Origin of the sequence: Methylobacterium sp. EM32 (genome assembly GCF_040593685.1) — a bacterium.
Taxonomy (GTDB): domain Bacteria; phylum Pseudomonadota; class Alphaproteobacteria; order Rhizobiales; family Beijerinckiaceae; genus Methylobacterium.
Map to the genome: position 1 here is coordinate 18,895 of NZ_JBEXZS010000138.1, position 17,408 is coordinate 36,302.

The 17,408-nt window shown below is 70.2% G+C and carries 13 protein-coding genes; 1 reads left to right on the top strand and 12 read right to left on the bottom strand.

Annotated features, from left to right (window positions below; translation table 11 throughout):
• The first annotated feature begins 214 nt into the window (after positions 1 to 214).
• The gene (locus ABZT49_RS18140; RefSeq protein WP_355287735.1) at positions 215 to 2,203 is read left to right on the top strand and encodes a methyl-accepting chemotaxis protein; all 1,989 of its coding nucleotides are present in this window, start codon (positions 215 to 217) and stop codon (positions 2,201 to 2,203) included.
• Between the two features lie 108 nt (positions 2,204 to 2,311).
• Here the strand turns inward: ABZT49_RS18140 and ABZT49_RS18145 are convergent, their stop codons facing one another.
• The 12 genes from ABZT49_RS18145 to ABZT49_RS18200 all read right to left on the bottom strand — a co-directional run bounded on the left by ABZT49_RS18145 (position 2,312) and on the right by ABZT49_RS18200 (position 17,104).
• Positions 2,312 to 2,563: a DUF6894 family protein gene (locus ABZT49_RS18145; RefSeq protein WP_355287737.1), complete on the bottom strand. Its 252-nt coding sequence runs from the start codon at positions 2,561 to 2,563 to the stop codon at positions 2,312 to 2,314.
• Between the two features lie 129 nt (positions 2,564 to 2,692).
• Entirely contained in the window at positions 2,693 to 4,228 is a 1,536-nt protein-coding gene (locus tag ABZT49_RS18150; protein WP_355287738.1) for an ATP-binding cassette domain-containing protein, read from the bottom strand.
• Positions 4,229 to 4,262: 34 nt separating this feature from the next.
• Positions 4,263 to 5,189, bottom strand: a complete 927-nt coding sequence (locus ABZT49_RS18155; RefSeq protein ID WP_355287740.1) for a branched-chain amino acid ABC transporter permease — start codon at positions 5,187 to 5,189, stop codon at positions 4,263 to 4,265.
• Positions 5,190 to 5,226: 37 nt separating this feature from the next.
• Entirely contained in the window at positions 5,227 to 6,102 is an 876-nt protein-coding gene (locus tag ABZT49_RS18160) for a branched-chain amino acid ABC transporter permease (protein WP_355287742.1), read from the bottom strand.
• A gap of 351 nt (positions 6,103 to 6,453) precedes the next feature.
• A complete protein-coding gene (locus tag ABZT49_RS18165; protein ID WP_355287744.1) occupies positions 6,454 to 7,719 on the bottom strand; it encodes an ABC transporter substrate-binding protein in 1,266 nt (421 codons plus the stop codon).
• Between the two features lie 526 nt (positions 7,720 to 8,245).
• A complete protein-coding gene (gene leuD / locus ABZT49_RS18170; protein ID WP_355287746.1) occupies positions 8,246 to 8,842 on the bottom strand; it encodes a 3-isopropylmalate dehydratase small subunit in 597 nt (198 codons plus the stop codon).
• 1 nt (position 8,843) lies between these two features.
• Positions 8,844 to 10,250, bottom strand: coding sequence for a 3-isopropylmalate dehydratase large subunit (leuC, locus tag ABZT49_RS18175; RefSeq protein WP_355287748.1), 1,407 nt, complete (start codon positions 10,248 to 10,250; stop codon positions 8,844 to 8,846).
• 249 nt (positions 10,251 to 10,499) lie between these two features.
• Complete coding sequence (locus ABZT49_RS18180; RefSeq protein ID WP_355287750.1) at positions 10,500 to 11,888, bottom strand: FAD-dependent oxidoreductase; 1,389 nt, start codon at positions 11,886 to 11,888, stop codon at positions 10,500 to 10,502.
• Positions 11,885 to 12,496 (bottom strand): cysteine hydrolase, encoded by a 612-nt coding sequence (locus tag ABZT49_RS18185; RefSeq protein WP_355287752.1) that lies wholly within the window; start codon positions 12,494 to 12,496, stop codon positions 11,885 to 11,887. Before ABZT49_RS18185 ends, ABZT49_RS18180 begins: the two co-directional genes overlap by 4 nt.
• The gene (locus tag ABZT49_RS18190) at positions 12,493 to 14,559 is read right to left on the bottom strand and encodes a hydantoinase/oxoprolinase family protein (RefSeq protein ID WP_355287754.1); all 2,067 of its coding nucleotides are present in this window, start codon (positions 14,557 to 14,559) and stop codon (positions 12,493 to 12,495) included. Before ABZT49_RS18190 ends, ABZT49_RS18185 begins: the two co-directional genes overlap by 4 nt.
• Entirely contained in the window at positions 14,556 to 16,241 is a 1,686-nt protein-coding gene (locus tag ABZT49_RS18195; RefSeq protein ID WP_355287756.1) for a hydantoinase B/oxoprolinase family protein, read from the bottom strand. Before ABZT49_RS18195 ends, ABZT49_RS18190 begins: the two co-directional genes overlap by 4 nt.
• Positions 16,238 to 17,104 carry an isocitrate lyase/PEP mutase family protein gene (locus ABZT49_RS18200; protein WP_355287758.1) on the bottom strand — a complete coding sequence of 289 codons (867 nt, stop codon included), beginning with the start codon at positions 17,102 to 17,104 and terminating at the stop codon, positions 16,238 to 16,240. Before ABZT49_RS18200 ends, ABZT49_RS18195 begins: the two co-directional genes overlap by 4 nt.
• Positions 17,105 to 17,408 lie beyond the last annotated feature (304 nt).

Genomic DNA, 17,408 nt, shown 5'->3' on the forward strand with positions numbered 1-17,408 from the left:
CGAGCGGCGCTCCGATCCAATGAAAACCGCTCAGCCAACGCATCTCTGCTTTCTGCGTGAAGTGTCGGATGGTCGCATCTCGATGGAATGATAGGAAAATTGTCAGATATTCATATCGCTCGTCAGAGCAAAAAGTTGCTCATTTTAATCCTGCCTTAGCGGAAATCACCCAACCTCCGTTCCAGAGTGAGCCTTGGACGGGGCGACGGGACCGATGCGGATGTGGGTCAAGGCTGGGCGTCTGTCGCGCCTGTCGATCAAGGCGCGGATCTTCGCGGGCTTCGGCGTGGTGCTGGCGACGACCGTGGGCGTGGCGGTGTCGGGCTACATCCTGGTACGGGAGGTCAACGCGAGCTTCGCCGACTACCAGCAGAACCGGGCGAAGACCGAGCATGTCCGCGCCGTCGACATGGCGATGATGCAGACGCGGTTCGAGCTCAGCCGCTGGCTCCAGCGCTTCGACCCCGCGGCTCTCAAGGTGGCGTTCGACTATCTCGACAAGTCCTTGCGCCTGATCGAGAACCGCGGCGGCGTCAGGCTCGATCCCGACGAGCAGGCCTTGAGCGACGCGATCGCCGCCGCCCTGAAGACTTATGGCGCCGAGTATGCCACGCTGGCCAAGATCAAGGGCGAGGAGCAGGCGCTCCACGCCCGGGAGATCGACCAGGCCGGCGACCTGATCGCGCACGGCCTGTCGCAACGGCGCAACCGCGCCTTCGAGGCCGGCGATCTCGATCAAGCGCGGATGCTGAACGGCGCCGCAGAAGCGTTCAAGTCCGCCCGCGAGCAGGTGGCGCAGTTCAAGACGACGGGCGAGGTCAAGCACGCCACGGCGGCGAACCAATCCGCGGCCGAAACCCAGGCCAAGCTCCAGGGCAACGCCGACCTCGGGGCCAAGCTGACCGTCTGGCGCGGCGCCCTCGACCGCGCCGCGGCGCTGGCCGCCGACTGGGGCAAGCACCTCAAGGTCTCCCGTACCGCCCGCGACCAATCGATGAAGGCGTCCGAGACGCTGCTGACGGAGGTGAACCGCGACGCGCTGACCTACGAGGAGAACTTCGCCCGCAGCGTCGAGCAGGGCACCACGGCGTTCCTCGCCAAGGCGGTCGGCATCGTGCTGCTCGGGATCCTGATCTCGCTGCGGCTGGCCGGCTCGATCACCGGGCCGCTGCAGCGGCTGTCGGGCGCCATGGCGGCTTTGGGCGGCGGGGCCCGGGCGATCGACATGCCGGATACCGGCCGCGCCGACGAGATCGGCGCGATGGCCCGCACCGTGGCCCTGTTCCGCGACGGGCTGGTCGAATCCGAGCATCGCGACGCGCTCCAGCGCCGGGACACCGACGCCAAGATGGAGCGGGCGCGCCATCTGGAGACCCTGACCCGGGGCTTCGAGGGCAAGGTCTCGGCGTTGATCGCCACCCTGACCGCGGCCGCGAGCCAGATGGAGGGGGCGGCGCGCCACCTGTCGACCTCGGCCGCCGAATCGTCGAGTCTGTCGGCGGGCGTCGCCGAGGCGGCGAGCCAGACCTCCGCCAATGTCGGCGGCGTGGCGAATGCGACGGACGAGCTCTCCGCGAGCATCGAGGAGATCGTCCGGCAGGTCGGCCATTCCTCGGTCATCGCCGGCCGTGCCGACGCGGAGGCCGCCCGCACCGAGGCGACGATCCGGGCGCTGGCGGCGGCCGCCCAGCAGATCGGCGATGTGGTCCAGCTCATCACCAGCATCGCCGGCCGGACCAACCTGCTCGCGCTCAACGCCACGATCGAGGCGGCCCGGGCCGGGGAGGCGGGCCGCGGCTTCGCGGTGGTAGCGGCCGAGGTCAAGGACCTCGCCACCCGCACGGCACGGGCGACCGACGAGATCGCCGGCCAGATCGGCAGCATCCAGGCCCAGACGGCGGAGGCGGTGCGGGCGATCGAAGCGATCGGCGGCACGATCCGCGACATGAACGCCATCGCCACCGGGGTCGCGACCGCGATGGAACGCCAGAGCGCCGCCACCGGCGAGATCGCCCGCAACGTCCAGCACGCCGCCCACAGCACGCAGGTCGTCTCCGGCCATATCGATGCGGTGCAGCAGGGCGCCGACCGCACCGGCTGCACCGCCGACCAGGTGCTGCGCGCCGCCCAGGACCTGGCGCACCAGGCCATGACGCTGGAGCGCGAGATCGGGGGGTTCGTGGCGGAGATCAAGGCGGCGTAAGCATCATCCTCAACGTCATCCCGGGTTCCGCTTTGGCGGCCCCGGGATGACCCTGAGGGTGGAATGTCGGTCGCGTGCGCCTGTCCTCCAGGCTGGGTCCTCTCCCGTCTAGTTCGCCTGCAACCGCGGGATCGCATCCGCGAACCGCGCGATCGGCAGGAAGACGCTGAAGCGGCGTTCCTTATCCTCGACGTGGATGATCGCCTCCTTCCACTCGGGCTCGCGGCAGGCCCGCCGCTTCAGCAGCACCGCGATATGGGCCGAGCAGTTGATGATCTCGTGCGGCTCCTCAAGCTCGACGCCGCGGGTATCCCGGATGAGGCGGCTGCCGACCTGGAAATGGAAGTAGTAGCAGGACATTCCGCTCTCTCCTGAGGTTGGCTGTCCTGCACCGTTACGACCGATCGTCTCCGCGCGCCTTAACCCGAGTCAAGCGTTCTTCGTTTCGCCCCTCCGGCCGAGCTTGTTCCTGCGGCGGCTGTTCGGCATCTATAGGTATCCTGTCCCAGCCTCCGCGGCGAAGCGGTCGGGCGTGCCCTCCCAGACGATACGGGCATGCTCCAGCACGTAGACCCGGTCGGCATGGGGCAGCGCGAAGGTGACGTTCTGCTCGCCGAGCAGCACCGTGATCGGCGTCGTCTGGCGCAGGCGCTCCAACGCCTTCGAGAGCTGCTCCAGGATCACCGGGGCGAGGCCGAGCGTCGGCTCGTCGAGGATCAGGAGGCGGGGCTTCATCATCAGCGCGCGGGCGATGGTGAGCATCTGCTGCTCGCCCCCCGACAGGGTGCGGGCCATCTGGCCGCTACGGCTCTTCAGGATGGGGAAGAGCTCGAGCAGCCACTCGAGCTGGCGCGCGCTCTCGGGCTTGGGCAGGTGCTGGCCGCCGAGGTCGAGGTTCTCGCGCACGCTCATCTCGCCGAACAGCTCGCGGCTCTCCGGCACCTGGACGATGCCCCCCTTGATATCCCCCTTGGCGATGCTCGCTGGCGTGCGCTTCGCCAGCGGCTCGCCGGCGAAGCTGATCCGCCCCGCATGCGGCACCAGCCCTGAGATGGCGTTGAACAATGTCGTCTTGCCGGCGCCGTTGAGGCCGACCACCGAGACGAACTCGCCCTCGTGGACGTGAAGGCTCACCTGGCGCAGGGCCTGGGCCTTGCCGTAGAGCACGTCGAGCCCCTCCACCGTGAGGAGCGGCGCGCCGGTGAAGCTGGCCTCCGGCCGGGCTGCAGTCTCGATGCTGCCGCCGAGATAGACCCGGCGCACGGTCTCGTTGCGCATCACCTCGGCGGCGCTGCCCTCGGCGACGCGCTCGCCGAGATACATCGCGAAGACCCGGTCGACGAGGGCCGACACGCTCTTCACGTTGTGGTCGACGAGGAGCACCGCCTTGCCCTCGTCGCGAAAGCCGCGGATCAGGGCGGAGAAATCCGCCACCTCGGCCGAGGTGAGCCCTGCGAAGGGCTCGTCGACCAGCACCACTTTGGGGTCGCGGGCGATGGCCTTGGCGAGCTCCATCCGGCGTAAGTCAGCGAAGGGCAGGGTGCCGGGGCGCCGGTCCATCACGGCGCCGAGACCCACCCGCTCGGCGATCGCCCGGGCCCGTTTCTCCACGCTCGCATCGGCGAAGAGCCGGATCAGGCTGTCGGGCAGGAGCGCGAGCTTGATGTTCTCCAGCACCGTCTGGCGGTGCAGCGGCCGGGAATGCTGGAAGACGAGGCCGATGCCGGCCCGGGCCACCCGGTGCGAGGGCCAGCCGGCGATCTCGGTGCCGTCGAGGCGGATGCTGCCGGCATTCGGCCGCTCCAGCCCCATGATGAGCTTCATCACCGTCGACTTGCCCGAGCCGTTCGGCCCGATCAGCCCGACGATCTCGCCGGCCCGCACCGTGAAGCCGATCGATTTCGCCGCGACGAGGCCGCCGTAGCGCTTGGTCAGCCCCTCGACCGCGAGCAGGGCCGGGCCGGATTCCGGCGCGGGCCGCTCGGCGGAGGGCAGGGGGGGCGGGGCGAGGCCGGCCGCACTCATGGACGCAACCCTTGTGACGCGAGGACGGTGATCATCAGGCGTGGCGTCCCTGGCGGGTGAGGATCCCGAGGAGGCCCGCCGGCACGAACAGGATGACGGCGAGGGCTGCGGCCGAGACGACGAAGGTCGAGAGCGAGCCGAGCGGGCGCAGCAACTCGCCGGCGGCGATCAGGAAGACGGCGCCGAGGACGCCCCCCACGATGGTCCGCCGGCCGCCGAGCACCGCCCCGATGATGACCTGGACGCCGACCGAGACGTCGACCAGCGTGCCGACCGAGGCGGTGCCCATGTAGAAGACGAACAAAGCCCCCGCGAGGCCGGAGAAGACCGCGCTGACGCAGAACGCCGCGAGCTTGTGCTTGGCGACGTTGAAGCCCAGCGCGCCGGCCTCGACCGGGTCCTGCCCGCTCGCCTGCAGGATCAGCCCGACCGGCGAGACCGCGATGGCATAGAGGACGAGCCCGCTCACCCCCATGAAGCCGAGCGCGATCCAGTAATTCGTCGCCGCGTCGATGCTGATGACGTCGGGCACCGTCAGCCCGATCTCGCCGCCGGTGGTGTCGGCGAAGACGACGATCAGGTTCTGCAGGATCAGCACCGCCACGACGGTGGTGAGGCCGAAATAGGGCCCGCGCACCCGGAGCGCCGGCAGCGCCAGGACGAGGCCGCCGATCACCGCCGCGACCGTGCCGGCGAGCAGGCAGAGCGGGATGCCGACGCCGTGGCCGTTGAGGATGCCGGCGGTGTAGGCGCCGAGGCCGATCAGGAAGGTCGGCCCGAAATTGACCTCGCCGGCGAAGCCGAACAGCAGGTCCCAGGCCATCGAGAACACGCCGAAGTAATACGCGACGGTGAGGAGCCCGAGGATGTAGCCCGAGACCCAGAGCGGCAGCACGCTGGCGAGCGCGAGGCCGATCAGGCAGAGCCAGAATAGCGGATTGCGAAACGTCTTGGCGAGCATGCAGGCCTCTTCTTGAAATCCGGGTGAGACCGCTGCGTCAGCGGCGCCCGAGCAGGCCCTGCGGGCGGACATACATCACCGCCACCAGCAGCAGCAGCGCGGGGATGGTCCGGTAGGCCGGGGAGACGAGGTAGGCGGTCAGCGTCTCGAGGTAGCCGACGACGTAGGCCGCGATCAGCGAGCCGGAGACGCTGCCGAGGCCCCCCAGCACCACGATCGAGAAGGCGCTGGCGGTGAGCGGGCCGACGCTGTAGCTCGACACGCCGAGGAACTGGCCGAGCAGGACGCCGGCGATGCCCGCGAGCACGCCGTAGATCAGCCAGATCGCCACGTAGATCTTCGACAATTCGAACCCGAGCAGCGTCACGCCGCGGGGGTTCATGGATGCGGCGAGCAGCACCTTGCCGGTGCGGGTGCGGTTGACCAAGAGCCACAGCAGCCCGATCACCGCCCAGCAGACGACCGCCGTGAAGACCTGGTTCCACGGCGTGCGCACGCCCGCGATCGTCACCACCCCCTCGACGATCGGCATCACCGTCTTGGCGTTGCTCGTGAACAGGTAGGCGATGAACTCCTGGATCATGATGCCCCACAGCAGTGTGCCGGTGAGGATGAAGATCTCCTTCTCTTCCGGCGGGATCGCCCGGGACTTGTCGATGGGCCGCACCACGACGCCGTAGGTGGCAAGCGTCAGCGCCGTGCAGACGACGATGCCCGCGGCGGCGCCCGCATAGGAGCCGAGGCCGAGCTCGCTCGACGCCGCCCAGGCCACCACCGCGGCGGTGACCATGAGGGCTCCGTGCGAGAGGTTGAGCACGCCCGAGACGCCGAAGATGAGGGTGAAGCCGGTGGCGCCGAGCGCGTAGAGCGCCGAGATGGCGAAGCCGTCGATGAGGATCTGGATCGCAGTCATGGGGCTCGCTTTGGAGGAGGGCGAGGCGCGCCGCTCCCGAGAGGGCTGGCACATCAAAACATCGCCGGATGAAGCGCGGGTCTTCCCCTCTCCCCGCGGGCGGGGAGAGGGCCGTGTCGACGTTCAGGAGACGCGGCGAGCGTAGGCGCAGCCGGAGCGAGGGTGAGGGGGTGTTGCCGGAGGAGTCTCATCCGGAAACACCCCCTCACCCTCGCCCTTCGGGCTTGCCGAACCCTCTGAACGAGGGCTCGGCCCTCTCCCCGCCCGCGGGGAGAGGGGAGATGTGCACGATCCGATGCGAGAGCCGGCAAGCTTAGATGGAAGACGAGACTCGCATCAGCTGGGCCTATGTCAGTTCGCCGCCGTCCCGGCCTTGACGAAGCTCGGGAAGGTGATCTTCCCATTCGCGACGTTCTGCGGCCAGATCGCCAGCTGCTTGCCGTCCTGCCACTGCATCATCATGCCCGACACGAGGCCCGGGCCGTACTTGATCGAGTGGGTGAACTCGTCGTCCTTGCCGTAGAACTGGATGCGCCCGAGGGTGCCCTCCCAGTCGGTCTTCTCCAGGGCGTCGACGAGCTTGTCGGGATCGGTCGAGCCGGCCCGCTTCACCGCATCCGCGATGTAGTAGACCTCGTCATAGGCCGTGTAGCCGGCATAGCCCGGATAGCTGCCGTACTTGGCCTTGAACGCCTCGGCGAAGGGCGCGGTCTTCGGCGTCACGTTGGTGCCGGGCGCGGCGAACATCTCGAACAGCACGCCCTCCGTCGCGCCGTTCGTCTCCTTCCAGAAGGTCGCGTTGGTCGCCTGCGAGGCGATGCCGATCATCGGGATCGGCACCTGCTGGCTGCGCCACTGCACCGTCGGCTGGACGCCGACATGCGAGATGCCGGTGACGATCACGTCGGGCTTGGCGCCCTCGATGCGGCTGAAGATCGGGTTGAAGTCGGTGGTGCTCGGCGAGAACCGGATGTGGTCGAGCACCTTCAGGCCGATCTTCGGCAGGCACTCCTTGTAGCCCTCGTCGAGGGGCTTCGTCCACGCCGCGTCCTCGCTCATGATGACGGCCGTCTTCATCTGGCGGCCCTCGACGAGGATCGCCTTGGCGGCGTCGCAGACGGCCTGGGACTGCGCCTTCGAGGTCAGGTAGCCGTGGAAGGAGTACTTGTTGCGGGCGTAGTCCTTGTGGACGTTGAGCGGGATCTCGTTCGAGGCCGCGCCCGGCGTGATGAAGGGCAGCTTCAGCCGGGCCGACCAGGGCTGGAGCGCCAGCACCACCTCGCTGATGTAGCTGGCGATGACCGCGTGGGCCTTGTCCTCGCTCGCCGCACGCTGGAAGGCGCGGACCGAATCGGCCGCCGAGCTCTTGTTGTCGTAGGTGACGATCTCGATCTTGCGGCCGTCCATCCCGCCCTTGGCGTTGATCTCGTCGGCGGCGAGCTGGGCGGCCTGCGGGATCGCGGCCCCGGCGATCGCCTGCGCCTCCGCGATCACCGCGATGCGGATCGGGTCCGCGGCCTGAACGGTCGAGAGCGAGGCATTGGCGGCCAACAGGATGGTCGAACCAAGCAACGCGCGGACGAGCCGCCGCCCGGCGACGGGTGCGCATTCCAGCATGACGTTCCCTCTTCCGGCCGCTGTTTGATTGATGGCATCGCGGCTCGGGCCGGGAGTGTAACGGGCGGCGGATCGATCACAAGATGCTGATCGGCGCGGGCGTGTGCAGGGGAGGGATTAAAGTGTGAGCCATCGCGTGGGTGCATGGCTGCGGGGCGGGAAGTCCCCCCGGGGCGTAGGTCTCTTCCTCAACGGCGTGCTGCCTCAGCAGCAGCGGCAAGGTCGGACCCAGGGTATCGAGATCTGCCGCTTGCACCTCTCCATCGTTCGATGGCCGCCGCGTCCTTGATCCCGATGAAGGATCTGAAACCCTCCGGGTCATTCCGGGACCGCGCAGCGGAGCCCGGAGTGCCGCAGGCACGCCCAGAACCTCAGTTCGATCAGGACGAGGCGGACAGGGTATCGCTCGATTCGATTACGCCTGCATTTCTGGATCCCGGGCTCCGCATTCGTGGCCCCGGGATGACCCTGTGAGGCGGAAGCCGCGCGCAACTCCCGTTTGCGAAAGATAGAGGAATGCGGGAGGTCATGCCCCCGCCGGCACCCGCCACGGCGGCGCCTCCGCCTCCCACGCCGCGATGGCCTCGGAATGCTCCAGGGTCAGCGCCACGTCGTCCAGGCCCTCGACGAGGCAGCGCTTCTTGAACGGGTCGATCTCGAACGGGATCGCGGCCCCGTCCGGGTCGGTCACGGCCTGGGCCGGCAGGTCGACCGTGAGGCGGGCGCCCGGCTCCGCCTTGAGGCGCGCGCGCAACCCCGCCGCGACCTCTTCCGGCAGCGTCACCGTCAGGAGCCCGTTCTTGGCCGCGTTCGACGCGAAGATGTCGCCGAAGCTCGGAGCGATCACGCAGCGGATGCCGCCGTCGACGAGGGCATAGACCGCGCCTTCGCGCGAGGAGCCGCAGCCGAAATTGCGGTCGGCCACAAGCATCCCGGCCCCAGCGTAAGGTGCCGCGTCGAGAGGCACCGCCTCGCTGCGGCGGCGCTCGTCGTGGAACAGGAAGTTGCCGTAGCCGGCGCTGCGCGGCTTCTTCAGGAAGCGGGCCGGCAGGATCTGGTCGGTGTCGATATTGGCGGCGTCGAGCGGCACCGCGACGGCGTGAAGCGTGGTGTAGGGCTGCATGTCAGCGGCTCCCGAGCCGGCGGATGTCGGTGAGGCGGCCGGTGACGGCTGCGGCCGCGGCCATGGCCGGGCTCATCAGGTGGGTGCGGGCGTTCGGGCCCTGGCGGCCGGGGAAGTTGCGGTTGGTGGTCGAGGCGCAGCGCTCGCCCGCCGGCACGAGGTCGCCGTTGATGCCGACGCACATCGAGCAGCCCGGCTCGCCCCATTCGAGGCCGGCTTCGCGAAAGACCTGATCCAACCCTTCGGCCTCGGCCTGTCGCCGCACCGGGCCGGATCCCGGCACGACGAGGCCCGGGACCGCGGCCGTCCGGCCGCGCAGCACTTCCGCCGCGGCGCGCAGGTCCTCGATGCGGGAATTGGTGCAGGAGCCGATGAAGACCCGGTCGATCGCGACCGCCTCGAGCGGGGTACCGGGGGTCAGGCCCATATAGTCGAGCATCGTCCGCATCTGCCCGGCCTTGGTGGCGTCCGGCTCCGCGCCCGGATCCGGCACCGTCGCGGTGACGGGGAGCGCGGTCTCGGGGCTGGTGCCCCAGGTCACGGCCGGGGCGATGGCGGCGGCATCGAGCGTCACCTCGCGGTCGAACCGGGCGCCCTCGTCGCTCGGGAGCTGCCGCCACGCCGCCACGGCCTCATCGAACAGCGCACCCTTCGGCGCGTAGGCGCGGCCCTCCAGGAACGCGAAGGTGGTGTCGTCCGGCGCGATCATGCCGGCCCGGGCGCCGGCCTCGATCGACATGTTGCAGATGGTGAGCCGCCCCTCCATCGACAGGCCGCGGATCGCGCTGCCGGCATATTCGAGCACGTGCCCGACCGCGCCGCCGGCCCCGATCACCACGATGATCGCCAGGATCACGTCCTTGGCGGTGACGTGGGGGCCGAGCTGCCCGTCGATCCCGACCCGCAGCGTCCTGGGCCGGCGCTGCCACAGGGCCTGCGTGGCGAGCACGTGCGCGACTTCCGTCGCGCCGATGCCGAAGCCGAGCGCCCCGAAGGCGCCGTGGGTCGAGGTGTGGGAATCGCCGCAGACGACCGTGAGGCCCGGCAGCGTCAGGCCCTGCTCCGGCGCCAGGACGTGGACGATGCCCTGGGCGCGGTCGTCGAGGCCGAAATGCCGGATGCCGTGGCGGCCGGCATTGTCGGCGAGCGTCGAGACCATGTTGGCGATTTCGGGATCGGGGATCGGGCCGCTGCGGTCGCGGGACGGCACGTAGTGATCGGCCACCGCGAAGGTCAGGTCCGGGCGGCGGATTGTTCGAGCGGCATGGTCGAGCATGCCGAAGGCGTGGAACGAACCCTCGTGCAGCAGGTGCCGGTCGATGGCGAGGAGCGCCTGCCCGTCGGGCCGGGTCGCCATGACGTGGGCGTCCCAGACCTTGTCGAGGAGGGTGCGAGGGGGCGGGGTCATGGGGCGTCCTCCGTGTCTTGTTCTGGAACTCGAAATGACGAACTCCGCCCCTTTCCCGGACGACTGGAACGAAGTGGAAGGAGATCCGGGATCCAGCATGAAAAGTCGCGAAGCGTCTTTATGTCCGCAACGGTGCAGGGTGCAGAGCCGCTTCGCGGCTAGTCTTTGTGCTGGATCCCGGATCTCCTTCCGCTTCGCTGCAGTCGTCCGGGAAAGGGGGAGGATGTCATAAATGGTGGGCGACAGGGGCTAACGCACCCCCATCGCCCCCGCCGCCTGCCCGGCGATGCGCCCGAGCGCCACCGCCGCCAGCAGACCGTTGCCCGACAGGTACCCTCCGGGCCCCGTCCCCGACACGCCGCAGGCCGCGCCACCCGCGGCGAACAGGTTCGGCATCGGCGCGCCCGCCGCCGTCAGCACCCGCGCGTCGTCGTCGACCACGAGTCCACCCTGGGTGTGGAACAGCGCGCCCGTCACCCGCACCGCCCGGTAGGGCGGGCTGAGCGCCGGCACGCCGGCGAAGGCGCGCCCGAACCCGTCCCCTCCGCCGTCGCGCTTCAGGGCTTCGACCTCGGCGAGGGTGGCGGAGAGAGTCTCCTCCGGCAGGTGCAGCCGCGCCGCCAGCTCTGCGACAGTGTCGGCCGCGACGATCGCCCCGGCGCTCTCGGCCCGCCGAAAGTCTTCGAACTGTCGCGCGATGGCCGCGATGCGCTCATCGAACACTGTGACCGCCACGCCGCCGGGCTGGCGCAGCACCTCGGCGGCCTGCTCGGAATAGCCCCTGCTCTCGTCGGAGAAGCGCCGCCCCTCCGCATTCACCTGGAACCCGCCCTCGGTGACGGTCGCCCAGGTGATCAGGATGCCGTGGGGATGCGCCACCGAGCCGTGCCCCTGGTGGCCCGAGAGGTGGCGGGTGGCGGCGCCGAGCGCCTCGCCCCAGAGCAGCGCGTCGCCCTGGTTGCCCTCGTGGCCGAAATAGAGCGCGCTCGAGAGTTCCGGCACGTGCTGCGCCACCAAGGCCTTGTTGCCGCCGTAGCCGTTGCAGGCCAGCACCAGCGCCCGGCAGCCGACGCGCTCGCGCGAGCCGTCGGGGCGAGTCAGGCCAATGCCCCGGATCGCGCCAGCCTCGGTGTAGAGCGTGTCGACGGTCGCCTCGCACAGGACCGGGATGCCGGCCTCCTCGACGGCGCGGGCGAGGCGGTCGACCAGTTCCTCGCCCGACCGGCTCGGCAGGCCGTGCATGCGGTTGGCCGAGTGGCCCGGATAGCGGAAATCGGTGATGACCGAGAAGGGCAGGCCGTGGCGATCGGCCAGCCATTCGAGGGCGGGCCCGACCGCGCCGGCGAGGCGCGTGACGAGGGCCGGATCCGGCTCGTTCTTGGCCTTGGCCATGATGTCGGCGGAAAACAGCTCCGGGCTGTCCTCGATCCCTGCCTCGCACTGCCACCGGGTGCCAGGGGCCGGGACCAGCCCGGCCGAGAGGGCCGTCGAGCCGCGGGGCACGGGATCGCGCTCGACCACCAGCACTTCGGCCCCGGCCTCAACGGCGGCGAGCGCCGCCACCAGCCCGGCGGCCCCGGCGCCGATCACCGCGACCGGCACCTCGATGTCGAAGGAGGCGGCGGGCTCGACCCTCATGCCGACAGCTCCCGGACGATCTCGGCGACGTCCGCCACCCGGCAGACGGGCTCGAGCGCCTCGATCGCGGTCCGGTGCACGCCAAGCGAGAAGGCCGCGCAGCCATCCGACAGCACGGTGACCGAGAAGTCCCGCACATGGGCGTCGCGCACCGTCGAGGCGACGCCGCCATTGGTGACGATGCCCGACACGATCAGCCGCTCGATCCCCGCCTTGCGCAGAACCCATTCGAGCCGGGTCATGTAGAAGGCCGAATAGGCGACCTTCTCGACCGAGAGGTCGGCGGGCTGGAGCTCGTCCACCAGGGCGTGGCCCCAGGCGCCGGGCAGGAAGTCGCCCTTCCGCAGGAACGGCCGCAGCTCGCGCAGGTGGGGTGAGATCAAGGGCTCGCCGCCCTTGCCCGGCACCAGCGTGAAGTGGGTCGAGACGATGAACCCACCGCCCGTCCGGATCAGCTCGGCCAGCGGCCGTACCGTTGCGGGCACGGCGGCGATCTCGGGCGCGGACTGGCCCGCCCGGCCATAAGCGCCGTCCGGGTGCAGGAAGTCGTTCTGGAGATCGCAGATCAGGAGCGCGGTGCGCTCGACCGGGATCGGAGCGTGGCTCATGCGGGCTCTCCCGTGCGGGTGACGACGACGTTGCCGAGCCGGTCGACGCGGGCCGTCAGGTCGGGATCGACCACGGTGGTGGCGTCCGGCTGTTCGAGGATCGCAGGTCCCGGGATCTCGGCCCCGACCGGCAGGGCGAGGCGGGCGTAGATCGTGGCCTCGTGCCAGGCGCCGGAAAACCAGACCGGCCGGCTGCCGAGGCGGGCGGCGTCGAGCGAGGCGTCGGGTCCCGGCGCCAGGGCGGCGAGGTCGAAATGCGGCCGCCGCCCGATCGCGGCGGTGCGCAGGTTGACGATGCGGGTGCCGAGGCCCGGCAGCAGCCGGCTGAACGAGATGCGGTAGGCCGCCTCGAACGCCGCCTGGATCACCGCGACGGTGACGCCGGTGGTGCCGTTCTCGACCGTCACGGGAAGCGCCACCGCGACGGTGTGGGTCTGGCCGACATAGTGCATGTCGAGCTCGAACACCGTGTCGATCCGCGAGACGGTGAGGCCGGCGGCCTCGACGACCTGCCGGGCAGCCTCGGCTTCCGCCACCATCCGCCGGTCGAGGGCGGCGGCGTCGAGGCCGGCGAGCGACAGGTTCAGGGTCTGGACCTGATCGTGCCGGATGTCGGCGATGACGCAGCCCAGCGCCGAGGTGACGCCCGGATAGCGCGGCACGAGAGCCCCGCGCAGGCCCACATCCTTGATCAGCGCCCCCACATGCAGCGCCCCGCCGCCGCCGAAGGGCACGGCCGCGAACTTTTGCGGGTCGTGGCCGCGCTCGATCGAGACGAGGCGGATCGCGCCCGCCATCTTGCCGTCGGCGACGCGCACGATGGCTTCGGCCGCCGTCATCACGTCGAGGCCGAGCGGCGCGGCGACGTGATCTTGGATTGCGGCCTTCGCGGCCTCGACGTCGAGGCGCTTCAGCGCCCCGCCGATAGGCCGCTCGGCGTTGATGCGGCCGAGCACCACGTTGGCGTCGGTCAGCGTCGGACGGGTATTGCCCTGGCCGTAGCAGACCGGGCCCGGCCGCGAGCCGGCGCTCTCCGGCCCGACCTGGAGCAGGCCGCCGGCATCGACATGGCCGATCGACCCGCCGCCGGCCCCGATCGTGCTGATCTCGATCATCGGCGTGCGGATCACGAGACCGAAATCGATCGTGGTTTGGGCCGCGAGCGCCGTCTCGCCCTCGACCACCAGCGACACGTCGAAGGAGGTGCCGCCGAGATCGCCGGTGATCACGTTCGGGAAGCCGGCCTCCTTGGCGATAGCGGCCGCCGCGATCACGCCGGCCGCCGGCCCCGAGAGGGCGGTGCGCACCGGCAGCCGTCGGGCGGTGGCGGTGGACATCACGCCGCCATTCGACTGCACGATGTGGAAGCGCCCTTCGAACCCTTCCGAGTCGAGCGCCCGGTCGAGCTTGCCGAGATAGCTGCCGACGACCGGCTGGAGATAGGCGTTGAGCACGGTGGTCGAGGTGCGCTCGAACTCGCGGATCTCCGGCAGGATGCCCGACGAGCGCTCGACATTGGCGTTCGGCCACACGGCGCTTGCGGCTTCGAGGGCGACTCGCTCGTTCTCGGGGTTGGCGTAGGCGTTGACGAAGCAGATCGCCAGGGCCTCGGCGCCATTCGCCAAGAGCGCGCGGGCGGCCTTCGCCACCTGCTCTGGATCGATACTCTCACGGATCGTGCCGTCGGCGAGCGTCCGCTCGTCCACCTCCAGGCGCAGGTCGCGGTCGACCACGGGGACGAAGTCGCCCCACAGGCCCCAGGTGTGGCGCCGGTCGCGCCGGCGCATCTCCAGGACGTCCCGGAATCCCCGGGTGGTGATGAGGCCGATCCGGGCGCCTTTGCGCTCCAGCAGCGCGTTGGTGCCGACGGTCGTGCCGTGGACGATCGAGGCGAGCCCAGCGACCGGACCGAACCCCTTGAGGCCGGCGAGGAAGCCCACCGCCTCGTCGCCGCGGTTAGACGGGACCTTGCCGGTCTGGAAGCGGCCGGCGGCCTCGTCGTAGTAGAAGAGGTCGGTGAAGGTGCCGCCGACATCGACGCCGACGATGGCGCGGGGGGTCATCGGGTTTCTCCGGTCGTCAGGTCGTAGTCGCGGGCGGCGGCCTCCGGCGTGACGTAGCCGAGGCGCAGGTCGCGGTTGAGGGCGTCGCGGTTCCGCTCGGCCGGATGGCCGAAGCCGCCGCCGCCGGGGGTCTCGAGCCGGACCCGCTCGCCGGCCTTGATGCGGACATCGGTGACCTTCGACACCATCGGCGGGCTCGCCCAGCCCTCCGGCGTCTGCCAGGCGAAGCGGTTGAGCGCTGCCGGCCGCCCGCCCTCGACGCCGAACGGCGCCACCTTGCCGCGCTCGCCGAGCAGGAAGACGTCGGCGTCGGTCAGGGTCTCGATCTCGTAGACGGCGCCCAGGCCGCCGCGATGCGCGCCGGCCCCGGCGCTGTCGGGCCTTAAGGACCACTGGGTGAAGACGACCGGGTAGGCGGCCTCCAGGATCTCCACCGGCGGGATCGTCGCGGTCGAGATCGGGTTGTTGGCGTGGCTGAGCCCATCGGTCTCCGGGTTGCCGCCCAAGCCCCCGCCGAAGAACGAGAACATCACCCAGCGCGAGCCGTCGGGCCGGTGGCCGGCGAGCGACAGCGCGTTGATGGTGCCGAAGGGCGCAGCCGTCGCCCGCTCCGGATCGGCCTCCGCCAGGGCGCCCAGCACCACGCCGATCAGCCGCAGGATCGTCTCGGTGTAGCCGGCCATCGGCTTCGGCGCACCGGCGCCGAGCAGGGTCGTCTCCGGCACCGCGAAGGTGATCGGCCGCAGGCAGCCGGCATTGGCCGGGACCTCGGTGAAGACGTGCTTCAGGGCGACGTAGCAGGCGGCCACGGTGGTCGCGTGGGAGATGTTGATCGGTCCCTGCGCCGGGGCCGAGGAGCGCGAGAAGTCGAGCACCATCCGATCGCCGTCGATCGTCAGGTCGAGGGCGATGGTCAGCGGCTCGTCGGTGATGCCGTCATTGTCGAGCACGTCCTCGAAGCTGTAGCGGCCGTCCGGGAGCGCCCGGATCGCGGCGCGCATCAGGGCCTCGGCCCGGGCGGAGAAGGCCGCGAAGGCGGCGTCCACGGTGCGGTCGCCGTACTCGTCGAGGAGCGCGGTGAAGCGGCGCTCGCCGAGGTCGAGAGCGTTGAGCTGGCCGTTGAGGTCGCCCCAGTTCGAGGTCGGCACGCGGGTATTGGCGGCCAGGATGTCGACGATGTCCTGGTTCAGGCGCCCGGCGGAAAACAGCTTCACCGGCGGGAAGCGCACGCCCTCCTGGAAGCTCTCGGTGGCCTTCGGGTTGTAGCCCCCCGGCACGTTGCCGCCGATGTCGAGCCAGTGGCCGACCGAGGCGAGCCAGCAAAAGAGTTTTCCGTCCCGGAAGACCGGGCGGACCAGCCGGAAATCGTTGAGGTGGGTGCCGCCGCTATAGGGATCGTTGAACAGGAACGTGTCGCCGGGCTCGAGTCCCCCTTCGCGCTCGACCTTGGCGATCACCGCCTTCACGGCGAAGGCCATGGCGCCGACGAAGATCGGCAGGCCCTTGGTGCCCTGGACCAGGGTGTCGCCGGTGGTCGCGTGGTAGAGGCCGTGGCAGGCGTCGCGGGCCTCGGCGATGATCGGGTTGAAGGCCGAGCGGTAGAGCGTCGCGTCCATCTCGTCGGCGATCTGCTCCAGGCGGCCCTTCAGCACCGCCAGGGTGACGGGATCGATCGCGGTCATTGGGCGCTCCCCTCGTAAGCCCGGCCGCGGGCCAGCATCTCGGGGGTGCCGATCAGGGCGTTCAGCTCGCCGAAGTCGAACATCCGCTCGGAGAAGGGGGCGTTGGTGCCGGCCTTGGCGAGCGAGCCGTAATACTCCTTCGCGGTGCGGGCGAGCGCCCGCACGATGCCTCCGGGAAAGATCACCAGACGAAAGCCGAGTGCCCCGAGATCGGCCGCCGAGGCGAGCGGGGTGTCGCCGCCCTCGACCATGTTGGCGACGAGCGGGGCTTGCGTGCCGAGCGCCTTCGTCACCGCGGCGAGCTGGTTCTCCGAGCGCGGCGCCTCGACGAACAGCACGTCGGCGCCAGCCTCGGCATAGGCCTGGGCCCGCTCGATGGCGCGCTCGAAGCCCTCGACGGCGACCGCATCGGTGCGGGCGACGATCAGGGTCTCGGCGCTCACGCGGGCATCGAGCGCGGCGCGGATCTTGCCGACCATGTCGGCCTGGCCGATCAGGGTCTTGTCCTGAAGGTGGCCGCAGCGCTTCGGGTAGCTCTGGTCCTCGAGCTGGATCGCGCTGGCGCCGGCGCGCTCGAACAGCCGCACGGTGCGCTCGACGTTGAGCGCGTTGCCGTAGCCGTTATCGGCATCGACCACGAGGGGCGTCGCCACCCGGTCGCGCACCAGGGCCACGGTCTCGGCGACCTCGCTCATCGAGACGAGGCCGATATCCGGCCGGCCCAGCCGCGTATAGGCGATCGCCGCGCCGGAGAGGTACAGGGCCTCGAAGCCCGCATCCGTGGCGATCGAGGCCGTGAGGGCGTCGTAGACGCCCGGAGCGACGAGGACGCGGTCCTCGGCGAGACGGGACTTCAGGGACATGACGGTCAGTCTTCCTGGTACTATTGCTGCTAGCAGGCTCTCTCGCGTCGTCGAGGCGCCCGGTCGATGAAGGATCTCCGCGTCATCCCGGGGCTCGCCGCAGGCGAGAGCCCGGGATCCAGAACCGCGAACCTTGCAGAATGAGGCGGTGACGGTCCGCTTTCTTCTCGATCACCTGTGCATCTGGACTCCGGGCTCCGCTGCGCGGCCCCGGAATGACGCGGTGGGTATGATGTCGGTCGGGATAACGGGTCCGGGGCTCACGCCACCAACCCCAGCAACGCCCCAACCCCCTCCGCCCGAT